Source organism: Aerolutibacter ruishenii (genome assembly GCF_007830115.1).
In the GTDB taxonomy this organism is placed as follows: domain Bacteria; phylum Pseudomonadota; class Gammaproteobacteria; order Xanthomonadales; family Xanthomonadaceae; genus Aerolutibacter; species Aerolutibacter ruishenii.
The window spans coordinates 149,291-163,971 of sequence record NZ_VLKP01000008.1; the positions used below are offsets into that span (position 1 = coordinate 149,291).

Here is a 14,681-nt window from a genome sequence, read left to right on the forward strand (position 1 = left end):
GGAGATTTCCCGATGAGGTGGAGTCCCCGCCTTAGGCGGAAGGGGGGAATGGTGGGTTAGCGGCGCGGAGAGGGCAAGGTGGGGCGGCGCAGGTGGTGGGGTAATTGCGCTTCCACAGCCGGCCAGTCGCGCTTGCGCGCCTCGGTGAACGCCCACCACGGCCGCGCGTCATCGCGCTCGATGAAGGCCACTGCCGCCATCAGCGTGTCCAGCACGCACGGGTCGTGGCGCACCTCGGTCAGCCGGCACAGGCGCAGGTACAGCGCCACCGGGTCCTGCCCGTCCAGCTGCATCGGCGACTCGATGCCCAGCAGGCGCAGGTCGCCCGCCATGGCCGGGCCGATGTTGGGGATGTCGGTGAGGTGGCGGGCCTCGGCGGCACGGGTGGCTTTGGGCATAGGGGGCGGGGAGGCATGACCTGTGGTGCAAGCTTACGCCCACGACACCGCGCGATAATGCCCGCGTGCCTTCGCCATGCGGCGGCGGCACGCCCCCACAAGGACGGTCAATGAACGCAGACGCGCGCAATCCCCATGCCTTGCCGTGGTTCGCGGCCTCGGCGCTGCTGGTGTACCTCGGCAACTACCTGATCGCGTCGCAGTACCCGGCACGGGCCGCCGGGCCGTTCCCGGAGTGGGCCGTGGCGGTGGACGTGTTCCTGCTGGTGCCGGCGCTGTACCTGCTGCTGGTCCGGCCGCCCTTGAAGAAGGCGGTGTTGGCGGTGTTCGCGCTGCTGTCGTTCGGCGTGCTGGCTGGCGCGTGGATCATTCCCGATGGCGAAAAGGACGCCTGGCGCTGGCTGGAACAGGTGCGCTGGGGTTACCTGGCGGCGCTGGTCATCGTGCAACTGACGCTGCTCACCACCGTGTTGGCGGACATCGCCAGGGCCCGCGCGGCACCCAACCTGGAGACGGCGGTCAATGCCGTCATCCTCAAGCGCGTCAAGGACGCAGGCATCGCGCGCCTGCTGCAGGCCGACGCGCGCATGTGGATGTACCTGTTCGTCCACAAACAGGACCGGTTCCAGTTTACGCAGCCGGCGTTCCTCGGTGCCCGGCATGATGCCAATGCCGCCAACCAGCTGGCGTTCGTGGTGCTGGTGGCCGCCGAGATTCCCATCGCCCACGTGCTGCTGCACCTGTACAACCCCACGCTGGCACTGGTGGTGTCGGCGCTGAGTGTCTACGGGTTGGCTTTCCTGTATGCCGAATACCGAGCCACGTTGCTGCGCGCGACCACCTTTGAAGGCGACGGCCTGCACATCCGCAGCGGCGTGCTGGGTGACGTGGTGGTGCCGTACGCGGCCATCGCGTCGATCGAGAATTCCAACCAGCGCCCGCGCCGCGCGAAACACGCGATGCGCTTCGTGGGCACGGCGTCGGCCAACCTGACCCTGGTGCTGCGCGACGGCGCTGAACTGCAGACCCTGTTTGGCGCCCGGCGCGTGGAGCGGGTGCATCTGGCGATCGATGAGCCTGCGCGCTTCCGCGAGGCGCTCGGAAGCCGGACGGATGGTTGACGCGTGCCGGCCTCCCGCGACGCAGCGCCCAGGGGCCGGCGTGGACGTGACGTTGCGGCGCGCAACAGCGGCTGACGCCGACGCCATCAGTGGCCTGGTCCGCGGGTTGCTGCACCATATCGTGGCGGATCCGGACGCACCGGCCGTCGTGGCGTTTGTCGAGGCCCTGGGGCCAGCGGCCACCCGTGACCGCATCGGATTGCCGCGTTTCAGCTACGTCGTGGCCGTGCGTGGCAGCGATCTGCTGGGCGTGGCCGCGTTGCGTGACCGCAGCCATCTGTACCACTGGTTCGTGCGTGAATCAGCGCACCAGCAGGGCATCGGCCGGTTGTTGTGGCAATGGATACAGGCCGAAGCAGATGGCCCTCGCATCACGGTGAACGCAACCTTGTCCGCGGTTCCGGTGTACCGCCGCCTTGGGTTCGAGGCCACGGCTGAGGTGCAGTCCGTCGATGGGCTGCAGTTCCTGCCCATGGCGTTCGATCCGGATGTCGTCGGTTGACGCATCCAGCTCGCCGCAATCGCTTGTGCTGCCACCGCTTGGGCGGCGGCAGTACACACGTCGGCTAGTCCTCTTCCACCCTCGGCTTGTAGGCTTCGGTGAGCTTCTTCTGCACCTGCGCCGGCACCGGCTCGTAGTGGCTGAAATCCAGCGAGTAGCGCCCACGCCCCGCCGTCACCGACTTCAGTTCCGCGGCGTAGCCCTCCAACTCCGATAGCGGCACCTGCGCCTTGACCACGATCTCGTGGCCGCGCGCGGCGTCGGTCCCATTGATGCGCGCGCGCTTGCCCGCCAGTCCGCCGCTGATGTCGCCCATGTGCTGCTCCGCGGCGCTGACCTCCAGGTCCACGATCGGCTCAAGCACCTGCGGCCGCGCCTTGGCGATCGCATCGAGGAACGCCTTCTTGCCCGCGGCCACGAACGCCACTTCCTTGCTGTCCACCGGGTGGTGCTTGCCGTCGTACACGATCACGCGGATGTCCTGCATCGGGTAGCCGGCAATCGCGCCATGCTGCAGCACCTGGCGCACGCCTTTCTCCACCGCCGGCAGGAACTGTCCGGGAATCGTCCCGCCCTTGACCTCGTCGACGAATTCGAAGCCGCTGCCGCGCGGCAGCGGCTCGATGCGCAGGAACACCTCGCCGAACTGGCCCGCGCCGCCGGTCTGCTTCTTGTGCCGGTGGTGGCCCTCGGCCTTGCTGCTCACGGTCTCGCGGTAGGCGATGCGCGGCGGGCGTGACTTCACCTCCACGCCGTAGCGCTCCTTCAGCCGATCCAGGTTGACGCGCAGGTGCAGGTCGGACAGGCCGCGCACCACGGTCTCGTTGGTTTCGGTCTCGTGCTCCACGTGGAAGCACGGATCTTCCTCGGCCAGCTTGTGCAGGGCGTTGGCGAGTTTCTGCTCCTGGCCCTTGCTCGCCGCCTCGATGGCCAGGCCGAACATCGGCTTGGGGAAGTCCAGCGGCGCCAGGTGGATCCGGTCCGCATCAAAGCTGTCGTGCAGCACCGCGTCAAAGTGCAGTTCGTCGACCTTGGCCACCGCGGCGATGTCGCCGGGCACCGCTTCGTCGATCTCCACGTGCTCCTTGCCCTTGAGCTTGAACAGGTGGCCGACCTTGAACGGCTTCTTGCCGTCATCGACGAACAGCTGCGTGTCCTTCTTCACCGTGCCCTGGTACACGCGGAACACGCCCAGCTTGCCGACGAAGGGGTCGTTGACGATCTTGAACACGTCGGCGATGACGTGCGCGTCCGGATCGGGGTGGGCGTCGACCGGTTCGGGGCCGTGGCCGTTGAGCTTGTGGAACGCCGGCGGGTTGGCCTCGGCCGGGTTGGGGAACAGGCGCTCGGCTACGTCCAGCAGTTCCTTCACACCTACGCCGCTGCGCGCAGAGCAGAACAGCACCGGCACCAGGTGGCCTTCACGCAGGCACTGCTCGAACGCGTCGTGCAACTCCTGCCCGGACAGGCCGCCTTCGCCCAGGTCCAGGTAGTGTTCCATCACCGTCTCGTTGATCTCCACCACCTGGTCGATGATCTTCTGGTGCCACTCGGCGACCGGGCCGAGGTCGCTGTCGCCCGCATTGCTGCCGAAGCAGTCCACCACGCGCTTGCCGCCCTCGGCGGGCAGGTTCAGCGGCAGGCATTCGGCACCGATGCCCTCGCGCAATACTGCCAGCACGCCAGCGGGGTCGGCATCGGCGTGGTCGATCTTGTTGATCACGATGGCGCGGCACAGGTTGCGCGCCTTGGCGTACTCCAGCATGCGCCGCGTGCCGTACTCCACGCCGAGGTCGGCGTCGACCACCACCAGCACGGTCTCCACCGCTGCAAGCGCGGACAGTGCGGGGCCGCGGAAGTCAGGGTAGCCGGGGGTGTCGATCAGGTTGAGGTGCACGTGCTGCCCGGAAGCGGCCCCGTGGTCGATGCTGGCGATGGCGGCATCCATGGAATGGCCGCGCTGTTTCTCCATCGGGTCGAAGTCGGAGACGGTGCTGCCGCGCTCGACCGTACCTGCCGTCTGGAGGGTGCCGCCGGTCTGCAGCAGGGCTTCGAACAGGGTGGTTTTGCCGGCGGCGGGGTGGCCTGCGAGGGCCACGTTGCGGATGGAGGTTGTGCTGTAGGACATGAGCGGACTTCTCCCTGTGACAAGGGTGGGAAGGCCGTCATGGCTGTCCGCGCTTCGCGCCGGAGCGGTGGGCGCTCGGCGGGCGGTCATGGCGGGGTGCCGGCGCGGGGGCCGGGAGGCAAAGATCACGCCGTGGGGGCCTGGGGTCAAGTCGGGCGGCGGGGCGCGGGCTTAACACTCGCGGCGGTAGGCTGTGTGTCCCTCACGACAAGGAGTGGCGAAATGGCCTTCAAGCGTTACGCGGAAGCGATGTGGCAGGGCGGGCTGCAGGCGGGCAAGGGCAACATGAGCACGCCGCAGAGCGGGCTGTTCGCCCATCAGAACTTCTCGTTCAAGACCCGCTTCGGCGATGAGAAGGGGACCAATCCCGAGGAACTGCTGGCGGCGGCGCACGCGGGCTGCTTCAGCATGGCGCTGTCGGCCACGCTGGAGAAGGCGGGGTTCACCGCCGACAACGTGCAGACCCGTGCCGAGGTGACGATGGAACCGGGCAAGGACCCCGGCCCGACGATCACCGGGGTCAACCTGGTGGTCAACGCCAAGGTGCCCGGCATCAGCCCCGAGCAGTTCGAGGAGATCGCCGAATCGGCCAAGGCCGGCTGCGTGATCTCGCGCACGCTGGCGGTACCGGTGACGCTGTCGGCGATGCTGGTCAGCTGACGCGGAGCGCGGTGCGGACTGGCTGTCGCAGGCCTGAATGCGTCGCGCCGCCGTGAGGCGGATTCAGCCGGGTTTAACCGCACGCGCCCGAGGATCACTCCACGCCATCCCGGCGTGTGGGAGCCATGATGAACCGCCTTCTCGCCTCGTCCCTCGCCTTCGCGCTCGCGGCCACCGTCGGCACCGCGTCGGCCCAGTCCTACGACGCCGGCCGTGGCGACTACCCGGACAGCTATGCGGGCACGTCGCAGTCCGACTACGCGCGGGTGATCCGCGTCGATCCGGTGTTCGAGTCCGGCTACACCCCGGCGCGCGGCCAGCGTTGCTACGACAGCCCGGTGTACGCCGGTGGCAGCTACGACCCGTACCGCAACGATCGCGCCTATGACGGCTATCGCGACCAGCGCCGCGACGGCTATTACGACCAGTACGGCAACTACCGTACCGGCAGCCAGGGCGGCACCCAGGCCGGCAGCACCATGGCCACGGTGATCGGCGGCGTGGTGGGCGCGGTGGTCGGCAGCCAGGTGGGCGGCGGCTCGGCGCGCTACGCGACCTCGGCCATCGGCTCGATGGTGGGCGGCCTGGCCGGCAAGCAGATCTACGACCAGAGCCATCGCCAGCGCACCGCCACCACCCGGGTCTGCGATCCGGAGCCGGTGGACGGGCGCTATGCCAGCACCGACCGTGCGGTCAACGCGTATGACGTGACGTACGAGTACGGTGGCCGCCGCTACACCAGCCGCACCCACTACCACCCCGGCGACCGTATCCGCGTGCGCGTGGACGTGCGGCCGGACTGATGTTCAGTGCTCCCAGGCGATGTGGCCGCTGACCACGTCGCACACGCGGCCGCCGGACCAGACTTCGCCTTCGGCATCCACCTGCAGGTCGATGATGGCGTCGTGGCCGACCTCGCGGCCCTGGCTGACGCGGTAGCGGCCTTCGGTGCCGGGCAGGGCGTCGCGCGCCGCCAGCCACGCCGCCAGCGTGGCGTTGGCCGCGCCCGAGGCGGCATCCTCGAAGCGGGCGGGAGCGCCGACGAAGGCGCGCACGGCGTAGTAGTAGACCGGGTCGTCGCTGCGGGCATAGGCGAACAGGCCCATCGACTCGGTGGCCTGGGCGAGGGCGCTGATGGCGTCCCAGTCGGGGGTTGCGGCACGCAGCGCGGTTTCGTTGGCAAGTTCGGCCAGCCACCAGCGGCGGCCGCCATCCACCAGCGCGGGCGGCAGCGTGCCCAGCGGCAGGCCGCGCAGGGCCGGCGCGAGGCGCGGATCGGTCGCGTCGGCTACTTCCACCACGCGTGCCCGCGGCGTGCGCACCGCGATGCTGCGGCGGCGGCCCTCGCCCACCACGCGCAACGGCAGCACGCCGGCGATGCCTTCCTGCCATAGCAGGCCGTCCTTCGGCGCGGCCAGGCCGGCCTGCATCACCGCGTGCGCGGTGCCGACGCTGGGGTGGCCGGCGAACGGCACTTCGCGGCGCGGGCTGAACATCCGTACCCGGTAGTTGGCGCCCGGCTGGGTGGGCGGGAACACGAAGGTGGTTTCCGGCAGCCGGGTCCAGCGGGCGATGGCCTGCATGGTGGCGTCGTCCAGGCCCTCGGCGTCGAGCACCACGGCGAGCGGGTTGCCGGCACCGGGCCGGTCGGCGAACACGTCCAACTGGACGTAGCGGCGAAGCGTCATCGGGGGAACATCCTGGGGGAGGGCGCCCGCCCGCAACAGCCGGGCGAGCGGGGCATTCTAGGCTTTCGCCGCAGGACTTGCCGCCGCGGTTGCCGGTGCAACCGCCCAACATCGCCCGGCGGTTTCGGGGGACAATACGCGCCCTTTCCCCGGAGATCGAAAGACCGTGTTGGCGCAATCGCAGCGTTGGGTTGTACTCAAGTTCGGTGGCACCTCGGTGTCCCGCCGCAACCGTTGGGACAACATCGGCCGCATTGCCGCCAAACGGATGGCCGGGGACGACGCGCGGGTGCTGGTGGTGGTGTCGGCGCTGTCGGGCGTGACCAACGAGCTGCAGGCCATTGCCAATGGCGACGGCATCGACGGCCGCATCGCCGGACTGGTGGAGCGCCACCGCGCGTTCTGCACCGAGCTGGAACTGGACCCGGACGCGGTACTGGGCGAGCGCCTTGCGGCGTTGCAGGCGCTGGCCGCCGATCCGCGCGCGGCCCGCCGTGCGCTGGACTGGCAGGCCGAGGTGCTGGGGCAGGGCGAGCTGCTGTCGTCCACCATCGGTGCGGCCTACCTGCGCGCGCAGGGCCACGACTTCGGCTGGTGCGACGCGCGCCAGTGGCTGGACGCCGTCGCGCTACCCAACCAGAGCGAATGGTCGGGGCGGCTGTCGGTGAATTGCCGCACGCAGGCCGATGCGGGCTTCGCCGAGCGCTTCGCCGCGCAGCCCACGGCCATGCTGATCACCCAGGGTTTCATCGCGCGGCATGGCGATGGCGGCACCGCCATCCTCGGTCGTGGCGGTTCGGATACGTCGGCCGCGTATTTCGGCGCGCTGCTCAAGGCCGCGCGCGTGGAGATCTGGACCGACGTGCCGGGCATGTTCAGCGCCAACCCGCGCGACGTGCCCGATGCGCGCCTGCTCTCGCGCCTGCACTATGCCGAGGCGCAGGAAATCGCCACCACCGGCGCCAAGGTGTTGCATCCGCGCTCCATCGCGCCGTGCCGCGACGCCGGCGTGCCGATGGCCATCCTCGACACCGAGCGCCCCGACGAACTGGGCACGCGCATCGACGCGCTGGCCGCGACCGTGCCGGGCGTCAAGGCCATCAGCCGCCGCAACGGCATCGTGCTGGTGTCGATGGAAAGCATCGGCATGTGGCAGCAGGTCGGCTTCCTGGCCGATGTGTTCGAGCGCTTCAAGCGCCACGGGTTGTCGATCGACCTGATCGGTTCGTCCGAGACCAACGTCACGGTGTCGCTGGACCCCAGCGAGAACCTGGTCAACAGCAACGTGCTGGCCGCGCTTTCCGAGGACCTGGCCGAAGTGTGCCGGGTCAAGGTGATCGCGCCGTGCGCGGCCATCACCCTGGTCGGCCGCGGCATGCGTTCGCTGCTGCACAAGCTGTCCGACATCTGGGCCACCTTCGGCCGCGAGCGCGTGCACCTGATCTCGCAGTCGTCCAACGACCTCAACCTGACCTTCGTCATCGACGAGGCCGATGCCGACGGCCTGCTGCCGCAGCTGCATGCCGAGCTGATCCGCTGCGGCGCGATGCCGGTGCAGGACGCCAATGTGTTCGGCCCCAGCTGGAAGGAGATCGCGCACGGCAAGCCGTTACGCGAGACGCCGTGGTGGTCCAGGCAGCGCGAGGCGCTGCTGCAGGCCGCGCAGGCGGGGACGCCGCGCTACGTGTACGACCTGGACACCGTGCGTGCCCGTGCCCGCGCGCTGGCGTCGATCACCGCCATCGACCGCTGCTTCTATGCGATCAAGGCCAACCCGCACCCGGCCATCCTCAAGGCGGTGGTGGCGGAAGGCTTCGGCCTGGAATGCGTGTCGCAGGCCGAGCTCGACCACGTGTTCAGCGTGGTGCCCAACATGGCGCCGCAGCGCGTGCTGTTCACGCCCAGCTTCGCGCCGCGCCGCGAGTACGAAGCGGCGTTCGCGCGCGGGGTGAATGTCACCCTGGACAACATCGAGGCGCTGCAGCGCTGGCCCGAGGCGTTCCGCGGTCGCACGCTGTGGCTGCGCCTGGACCTGGGCCACGGTGAAGGCCACCACGAGAAGGTGCGCACCGGCGGCGTCGCCGCCAAGTTCGGCCTGCCGGTGGCGCGCTTCGACGCGTTCGTCAGCGAGGCCAACAAGCTGGGCGTGCGCATCGGCGGACTGCACGCGCACCTGGGCAGCGGCATCGACGACCCGCGCCACTGGCGCGACGTGTACGCCAACCTCGCCGGGCTGGCCGACAGCGTGGGCACCATCGAGTTCATCGACATCGGCGGTGGCCTGCCGATTCCGTACACGCCCAATGCCGAGGTGTTCGACCTGGGCGCGTGGCGCACCGGACTGGACGAGATCAAGGCCGAATACCCGCGTTTCGGCCTGGTGATCGAGCCGGGCCGCTACCTGGTGGCCGAGGCCGGCGTGCTGCTGCTGTCCGTCACCCAGGTGGTGGAGAAGGACGGCGTGCGCCGGGTGGGCGCCGATGGCGGCATGAACGCGCTGGTGCGGCCGGCCATGTACGAGGCCTACCACGGCATCCACAACCTCAGCCGCCTCGATGACGGGGCCAGGCAGGTGTTCGACGTGGTCGGCCCGATCTGCGAGACCGGCGACGTGCTGGGCCGCGCCCGCCTGCTGCCGGCCGCGACCGCCGAAGGCGACGTGCTGCTGGTGGCCGACGCGGGCGCCTACGGTATGGCGATGGCGAACACTTACAATCTGCGGGCCCTGCCGGCCGAGCAGGTGTTGGGAAAAACCGAGTGATGGGTGTGGACATGGGCGAGTGGCGGTTCCAGCGTGACGGCATCAAGGCGTTCCGGTTCGTGCGTTGCGAACTGGATGCGGCGACGGGCGTCGCGCGGCTGGTGTACGCCTTCGACGATGGTCCGGAGCTGGTGGAGACCGTCACCATTCCGGGCGCGCCATTCACCCTCGATGGCGCCCGCGCCACGGCGGTGCAGCGCGCGCTGCAGTTGCTGCACCTGATCACCGGCGTGAGCTATTACAAGGCGGCGGTGCCGGAGGAGATCCGCATCGAGTCGTACGCGATCGATGCCGATACCGCGGCACTGCTGGAGTCGGTGTATGTGCATGGGCTGGGCGAGTTCGCCTACCGCAATGGGCTTAACCTGCACGGGAAGATTCGTTTCCCGCATGCGGTGTTGGCGACTGGCGATGCGTCCGGACCCGCGTCCGCGTCCGCAGCAGCATCCCAAGCCGCAGTCGCCGATGATGCTGCGGCTTCGTCCGCTGGAGCGCCCGCGCTGGGCCTGCGCGAACACGCCCTGGTCGCCATCGGCGGCGGCAAAGACTCGCTGGTCAGCATCGAGGCGCTGCGTGCGCTGGGCATCGACCAGACGGTGACCTGGATCGGCGGCTCGCAGTTGATCAAGGCCTGCGCCGAACGCACCGGTCTGCCCACGCTCAACCTCGGCCGAGCGCTGGCGCCGCAACTGTTCGACTACAACCGCGAAGGCGCCTGGAACGGCCACATCCCGGTGACCGCGGTGAACTCCGCGATCCTGGTGCTGGCCGCGCTGCTGCACGGCGTGGACCAGGTGGTGTTCTCCAACGAGCGCTCGGCCAGCTACGGCAGCCTGATCGAAGGCACCGGCGAGGTGAACCACCAGTGGTCCAAGGGCTGGGCGTTCGAGTCGGCCTTCGGCGGGTACATCGAGCAGCACGTCGCCGCCGACCTGCACTACTACTCGCTGCTGCGTCCGCTCAGTGAGCTTGCGGTGGCGCGGCAGTTCGCCCGCACCGACCGCTACGACGCGCACTTCAGCAGCTGCAACCGCAATTTCCACATCCTCGGCGAACGCCCGGCCAACCGCTGGTGCGGCGTGTGCCCCAAGTGCCACTTCGTGTTCCTGGCGCTGGCGCCGTTCATGCCCAAGCCGCGGCTGGTGGGCATCTTTGGCCGCAACCTGCTCGACGATCCGGCGCAGACCGCGGGTTACGACGCGCTGCTGGAGTACCAGGACCACAAGCCGTTCGAGTGCGTGGGCGAGGGCAAGGAGTCGCGTGCGGCGATGGCCGCGCTGGCGGCGCGTCCCGAATGGCGGGAGGACGCACTGGTCAAGCGTTTCGCGCGCGAGATCCTGCCGCAGCTCGACGCCACCGAACTGGCGATCGAGCCGCTGCTCGTGATCGACGACGAGCACCGCATCCCCGCCAAGCTGTGGGGCCGCCTGCGTGCGCATCTCGCAGCTTGATGGCCAACGCGTCGCGCTGTGGGGCTGGGGCCGTGAAGGCCACTCCGCCTACCGCGCGCTGCGCGGGCGTTTGCCGCACCTGCCGCTGACCCTGTTCTGCGCCGACGAGGAAGTCGCCAACGCCCAGGCCTTGGGCGACCCGAGGCTGGCGGTTGAAACCGCCGCGACCGCCGAGCGCCTGTCGGCCTTCGACGTGGTGGTGAAATCGCCCGGCATCAGTCCCTACAAGCCCGAAGCGGTGGCCGCACGCGCGCGCGGCACCCGCTTCATCGGCGGCACCGCGCTGTGGTTTGCCGAGCACGCCGGGCCCGATGGCATCGTGACCAACACGGTCTGCGTCACCGGCACCAAGGGCAAGAGCACCACGACTTCGCTGCTGGCGCACCTGCTGCGCGCCGGCGGGCATGTCACCGCACTGGCCGGCAACATCGGCCTGCCGCTGCTGGAGCTGCCAGAGTCGCCGGTGCCGGCCTACCGGGCCATCGAACTGTCCAGCTACCAGACCGGCGACGTGGCCGACAGCGGCGCGCGCCCGGACGTGGCGGTGGTGCTCAACATTTTCCCCGAACATCTGGACTGGCACGGCGGCGAAGCGCGCTATGTCGAGGACAAGCTGCGCCTGCTGACCGGCGCGCGGCCCAGGATCGCAATCATCAACGCCAACGACCCGCATCTGGCGGGGTTGTCACTGCCCGACAGCGACGTGCGCTGCTTCGGCCACGCCGAGGGCTGGCACCTGCGCGAAGACGTGCTGTACCGCGGTGACCGGCAGGTGATGGACACTGCCGCGCTGCCGCTGCCGGGGCGCCACAACCGCGGCAACCTGTGCGCGGTGCTGGCGGCGATCGAGGCGCTGGGCCTGGATGCGGTAGCGCTCGCGCCGCATGCCGCCGACTTCAAGCCACTGCCGCACCGCCTGCAGACCCTGGGCGTGCGCGATGGCCTCACCTGGGTCAACGATTCGATCAGCACCACGCCCTTCGCCAGCCTGGCGGCACTGGATTGTTTCCGAAGCCGCCGCGTGGCGATCCTGGTCGGCGGCCATGACCGCGGCGTGGACTGGCACGCCTTCGCCGAGGCGATGCGACATGGCGCGCCACAGGCGATCGTGACGATGGGGCAGAACGGCCCGCGCATCCACGAGTTGCTGGCGCCGCTGTCCGGTGAGGGCCGCTTTGCGCTGTCCGCCGCTGACGATCTGGCCATGGCGATCACGCAGGCCCGGACCGTATTGGGCAATGACGGCGTGTTGCTGCTGTCCCCGGGCGCACCCAGCTTTGGTCCGTACCGCGACTACGTGGCCCGCGGCCGCCATTTCGCACAACTGGGCGGGTTCGACCCGGACAGCATCAGCACGATTCCGGGGTTGGGCATCGCCTGACGTCAACGGCGCGCGAATGCGCCGCGGCGTATGCTCGGCGCACCGTCCAGCCGGAGTGCCGCCATGTCCCGCCTTGCCGCTGCTGTCCTTGCGCTGCTGCTGATGCCCGCTGCACGTGCCGCCATGGTCGAGGAGCCGGTGGAATGGAGCGTGGGCAAGGACCGCTTCAGCGGTGTGCTCGTATACGACGACGCAGTGGCCACCAAACGCCCAGGATTGCTGATGGTGCCGGACTGGCGTGGCATCACCCCGCCCAACGTGGCCAAGGCCCGCGACATCGCCGGGCGTGATTACGTGGTGCTGGTGGCCGACATGTACGGCAAGGGCGTGCGGCCCAAGGATGACGCCGAGGCCCGTGAGCTGGTGACCCGGCTCTATGCCGACCCGGGTACGCTGAGGGCGCGCGCCACCAGGGCGCTGGAGGTCTTGCGCGCGCAGGCCGGCAAGGCGCCGATGGATACAGCGCGCATGGCCGCATTCGGCTACTGCTTCGGCGGCTCCACGGTGTTGGAACTCGCGCGCAGCGGCGCCGATCTTGCCGGCGTGGTGAGCTTCCACGGTGGCCTCTCCACGTCGCTCCCCGCGGCGCCCGGCACGCTGAAGGCCAGCGTGCTGGTGCTCAACGGGGCCGACGACAAGGGCACGGCGGGCGACATCGCCGGCTTCGAGAAGGAAATGAATGCCGCCGGCGCCGACTGGCAGTTCGTCAACTTCAGCGGTGCGGTGCACTGCTTCGCGCTGCCGCATGCCAACCGGCCGGGCTGCATGTACAACCCCCGTGCGGCCACCCGCTCGGAGCGGATGATGCGCGACTTCCTGGTCGAACGGTTCTCAGTGGCGCGGTGAGGTACCGGGTCCGCCCGTGACGCCTCAGTGGTCGCGGCTGACCGCGTAGCGGGCCAACCCGCGCAGCGCGGCGACGTAATCGTTGTCGTCCAGCCCGTCGAGTGACTGCTCGGCCAGGGCCGCATAGTCGCGGGCGCGCTGGCGGCTGTAACCCAGCCCATCGGTGGCGTGGATCGCCGCCATCACCGCCGGCATCGCCGAGGTGTCGCCGTTCTCGATGGCGGCACGCAGCACCTGGCGGGTGGCTTCGTCACTGTGGCGGATGGCGTGGATGAGCGGCAGCGTGGCCTTGCCTTCGGCCAGGTCGTCGCCCAGGTTCTTGCCCAGCGTCTCGGCATCGGAGGCGTAGTCGAGCACGTCGTCGGCGATCTGGAACGCATGGCCCAGGTTGAGTCCATAGTCGTGCAGCCTCTGTTGCATCGCCTCGTCCGCGCCGGCCAACAATGCCCCCAGGCGCGTCGCCGCGGCGAACAGCACCGCCGTCTTGCGCTCGATCACCCGCAGGTACGCGGGCTCGTCGGTGTCGGGGTTGCGCACGTGCAACAGTTGCAGCACCTCGCCCTCGGCAATGCGGTTGGTGGTGTCGGCCAGGATGCGCTGCACCGGCATGCTCTCAAGTTCCACCATCAGCTGGAAGCTGCGCGAGTACAGGAAGTCGCCCACCAGCACGCTGGCCGCGTTGCCCCACACCGCGTTGGCGGTCTTGCGGCCGCGGCGCAGGTCGGATTCGTCCACCACGTCGTCATGCAGCAGGGTCGAGGTGTGGATGAACTCCACCACTGCCGCCAGCTGGTGGGCGTCCGGCCCGCGATGGCCCAACGCGCCCGCCGCCAACAGCAGCAGCATCGGCCGCAGGCGCTTGCCGCCGGCACTGACGATGTACTCGGCCACCTGGTTGATCAGCACCACGTCCGACGCCAGCCGTTGCCTGATCAACGCGTCCACCGCGGCCATGTCCTCCCGCGCCAGGGCCTGGACGCCATTCAGGTCGAGGGCGGGAGTGGGGGCCGGAGTGTCTGCGTGCATGGAATCTGGTGGCGGGAATGGGGCGCCAATTATAGGCCGTGGGCAGGGTCCCGGGCCGGTCGCGCCCGATTCCTACCCAGTACCGGGATGCCGTCCGATGGCGCCGGACCGACGGGTATACTGCAATGGCGGTCACCGGGCATGCCGGTGACAACCAGATAACAGGACAACATTCATGGCACGTGGCATCAACAAGGTCATCCTGGTCGGCAACCTCGGTAACGATCCCGAAACCAAGTACACCCAGGGCGGCATGGCCATCACCACGATCAGCCTGGCCACGTCCCGCGCGTGGAAGGACAAGGACGGCAACCAGCAGGAAAAGACCGAATGGCATCGGGTCAAGCTGATGGGCCGGTTGGGCGAGATCGCCGGCGAATACCTGCGCAAGGGACGCCAGGTCTATATCGAGGGCCGGCTTGAGTACGGCTCCTACGAGAAGGACGGGGTAAAGCACTACACCACCGACGTGGTGGCCGATGAGATGCAGATGCTCGGCGGCACTGGCGAAGGCCGTGGTGAACCACGTGCGGAGCGCAGCGAGCGCCCGTCGCGTCCGCCGATGCGCCAGGAGTCCGCGCCGCGCCGCGAGGCCCCGCCGGCCCGCGAGGCCAACTTCGCCGATGATTTCGCGGACGACGATATTCCTTTTTAAAAGCTACGTCTGAATACGTGGACTCCGGTAACAAGGAGTTCCAATGGAAAACGGCGCCGTGACA

The 14,681-nt window shown here is 69.2% G+C and carries 13 protein-coding genes; 9 read left to right on the forward strand and 4 right to left on the reverse strand.

Features of this window, described 5'->3' with window-relative positions; genetic code table 11:
• Positions 1-56 precede the first annotated feature (56 nt).
• Positions 57-398: a helix-hairpin-helix domain-containing protein gene (locus IP93_RS10555; RefSeq protein ID WP_144815445.1), complete on the reverse strand. Its 342-nt coding sequence runs from the start codon at positions 396-398 to the stop codon at positions 57-59.
• A 110-nt stretch (positions 399-508) separates the two neighbouring features.
• On the opposite strand from IP93_RS10555, the gene IP93_RS10560 reads away from it, so the two are divergent.
• On the forward strand, positions 509-1,519 hold the full coding sequence (locus IP93_RS10560; RefSeq protein ID WP_144815446.1) for a hypothetical protein: 1,011 nt from the start codon (positions 509-511) through the stop codon (positions 1,517-1,519).
• Between the two features lie 40 nt (positions 1,520-1,559).
• Positions 1,560-2,021, forward strand: coding sequence for a GNAT family N-acetyltransferase (locus IP93_RS10565; protein WP_158636327.1), 462 nt, complete (start codon positions 1,560-1,562; stop codon positions 2,019-2,021).
• A 64-nt stretch (positions 2,022-2,085) separates the two neighbouring features.
• Here the strand turns inward: IP93_RS10565 and fusA are convergent, their stop codons facing one another.
• Positions 2,086-4,149, reverse strand: a complete 2,064-nt coding sequence (fusA, locus tag IP93_RS10570; RefSeq protein ID WP_144815450.1) for an elongation factor G — start codon at positions 4,147-4,149, stop codon at positions 2,086-2,088.
• Between the two features lie 222 nt (positions 4,150-4,371).
• On the opposite strand from fusA, the gene IP93_RS10575 reads away from it, so the two are divergent.
• On the forward strand, positions 4,372-4,809 hold the full coding sequence (locus IP93_RS10575; RefSeq protein WP_144815453.1) for an OsmC family protein: 438 nt from the start codon (positions 4,372-4,374) through the stop codon (positions 4,807-4,809).
• Positions 4,810-4,937: 128 nt separating this feature from the next.
• Positions 4,938-5,612, forward strand: coding sequence for a glycine zipper 2TM domain-containing protein (locus IP93_RS10580; RefSeq protein ID WP_144815454.1), 675 nt, complete (start codon positions 4,938-4,940; stop codon positions 5,610-5,612).
• 3 nt (positions 5,613-5,615) lie between these two features.
• Here IP93_RS10580 and IP93_RS10585 read toward each other — a convergent pair whose 3' ends face one another.
• Positions 5,616-6,497: a PhzF family phenazine biosynthesis protein gene (locus tag IP93_RS10585; protein WP_144815457.1), complete on the reverse strand. Its 882-nt coding sequence runs from the start codon at positions 6,495-6,497 to the stop codon at positions 5,616-5,618.
• A gap of 166 nt (positions 6,498-6,663) precedes the next feature.
• Between IP93_RS10585 and IP93_RS10590 the strand changes: the two genes are divergently transcribed.
• From IP93_RS10590 to IP93_RS10605, 4 genes are all read left to right on the forward strand, one after another.
• Entirely contained in the window at positions 6,664-9,258 is a 2,595-nt protein-coding gene (locus IP93_RS10590) for a bifunctional aspartate kinase/diaminopimelate decarboxylase (protein WP_144815459.1), read from the forward strand.
• Positions 9,259-9,269: 11 nt separating this feature from the next.
• Complete coding sequence (gene murL, locus IP93_RS10595) at positions 9,270-10,709, forward strand: UDP-N-acetyl-alpha-D-muramoyl-L-alanyl-L-glutamate epimerase (protein WP_144815567.1); 1,440 nt, start codon at positions 9,270-9,272, stop codon at positions 10,707-10,709.
• A complete protein-coding gene (gene murD, locus IP93_RS10600; protein ID WP_144815462.1) occupies positions 10,690-12,090 on the forward strand; it encodes a UDP-N-acetylmuramoyl-L-alanine--D-glutamate ligase in 1,401 nt (466 codons plus the stop codon). Before murL ends, murD begins: the two co-directional genes overlap by 20 nt.
• Before the next feature lie 63 nt (positions 12,091-12,153).
• The gene (locus IP93_RS10605; RefSeq protein ID WP_144815464.1) at positions 12,154-12,936 is read left to right on the forward strand and encodes a dienelactone hydrolase family protein; all 783 of its coding nucleotides are present in this window, start codon (positions 12,154-12,156) and stop codon (positions 12,934-12,936) included.
• 24 nt (positions 12,937-12,960) lie between these two features.
• Here the strand turns inward: IP93_RS10605 and IP93_RS10610 are convergent, their stop codons facing one another.
• The gene (locus IP93_RS10610) at positions 12,961-13,962 is read right to left on the reverse strand and encodes a polyprenyl synthetase family protein (protein WP_144815466.1); all 1,002 of its coding nucleotides are present in this window, start codon (positions 13,960-13,962) and stop codon (positions 12,961-12,963) included.
• 175 nt (positions 13,963-14,137) lie between these two features.
• On the opposite strand from IP93_RS10610, the gene ssb reads away from it, so the two are divergent.
• A complete protein-coding gene (gene ssb, locus IP93_RS10615; protein ID WP_144815469.1) occupies positions 14,138-14,617 on the forward strand; it encodes a single-stranded DNA-binding protein in 480 nt (159 codons plus the stop codon).
• The last annotated feature ends 64 nt before the right edge of the window (positions 14,618-14,681 follow it).

Bases quoted from the DNA above. Each gene is read 5' to 3' on its own strand.
- IP93_RS10555 (WP_144815445.1), bottom strand. From the start codon at position 398: ATGCCCAAAGCCACCCGTGCCGCCGAGGCCCGCCACCTCACCGACATC.
- IP93_RS10560 (WP_144815446.1), top strand. From the start codon at position 509: ATGAACGCAGACGCGCGCAATCCCCATGCCTTGCCGTGGTTCGCGGCC.
- fusA (WP_144815450.1), bottom strand. From the start codon at position 4,149: ATGTCCTACAGCACAACCTCCATCCGCAACGTGGCCCTCGCAGGCCAC.
- IP93_RS10575 (WP_144815453.1), top strand. From the start codon at position 4,372: ATGGCCTTCAAGCGTTACGCGGAAGCGATGTGGCAGGGCGGGCTGCAG.
- IP93_RS10580 (WP_144815454.1), top strand. From the start codon at position 4,938: ATGAACCGCCTTCTCGCCTCGTCCCTCGCCTTCGCGCTCGCGGCCACC.
- IP93_RS10585 (WP_144815457.1), bottom strand. From the start codon at position 6,497: ATGACGCTTCGCCGCTACGTCCAGTTGGACGTGTTCGCCGACCGGCCC.
- murL (WP_144815567.1), top strand. From the start codon at position 9,270: ATGGGCGAGTGGCGGTTCCAGCGTGACGGCATCAAGGCGTTCCGGTTC.
- IP93_RS10605 (WP_144815464.1), top strand. From the start codon at position 12,154: ATGTCCCGCCTTGCCGCTGCTGTCCTTGCGCTGCTGCTGATGCCCGCT.
- IP93_RS10610 (WP_144815466.1), bottom strand. From the start codon at position 13,962: ATGCACGCAGACACTCCGGCCCCCACTCCCGCCCTCGACCTGAATGGC.
- ssb (WP_144815469.1), top strand. From the start codon at position 14,138: ATGGCACGTGGCATCAACAAGGTCATCCTGGTCGGCAACCTCGGTAAC.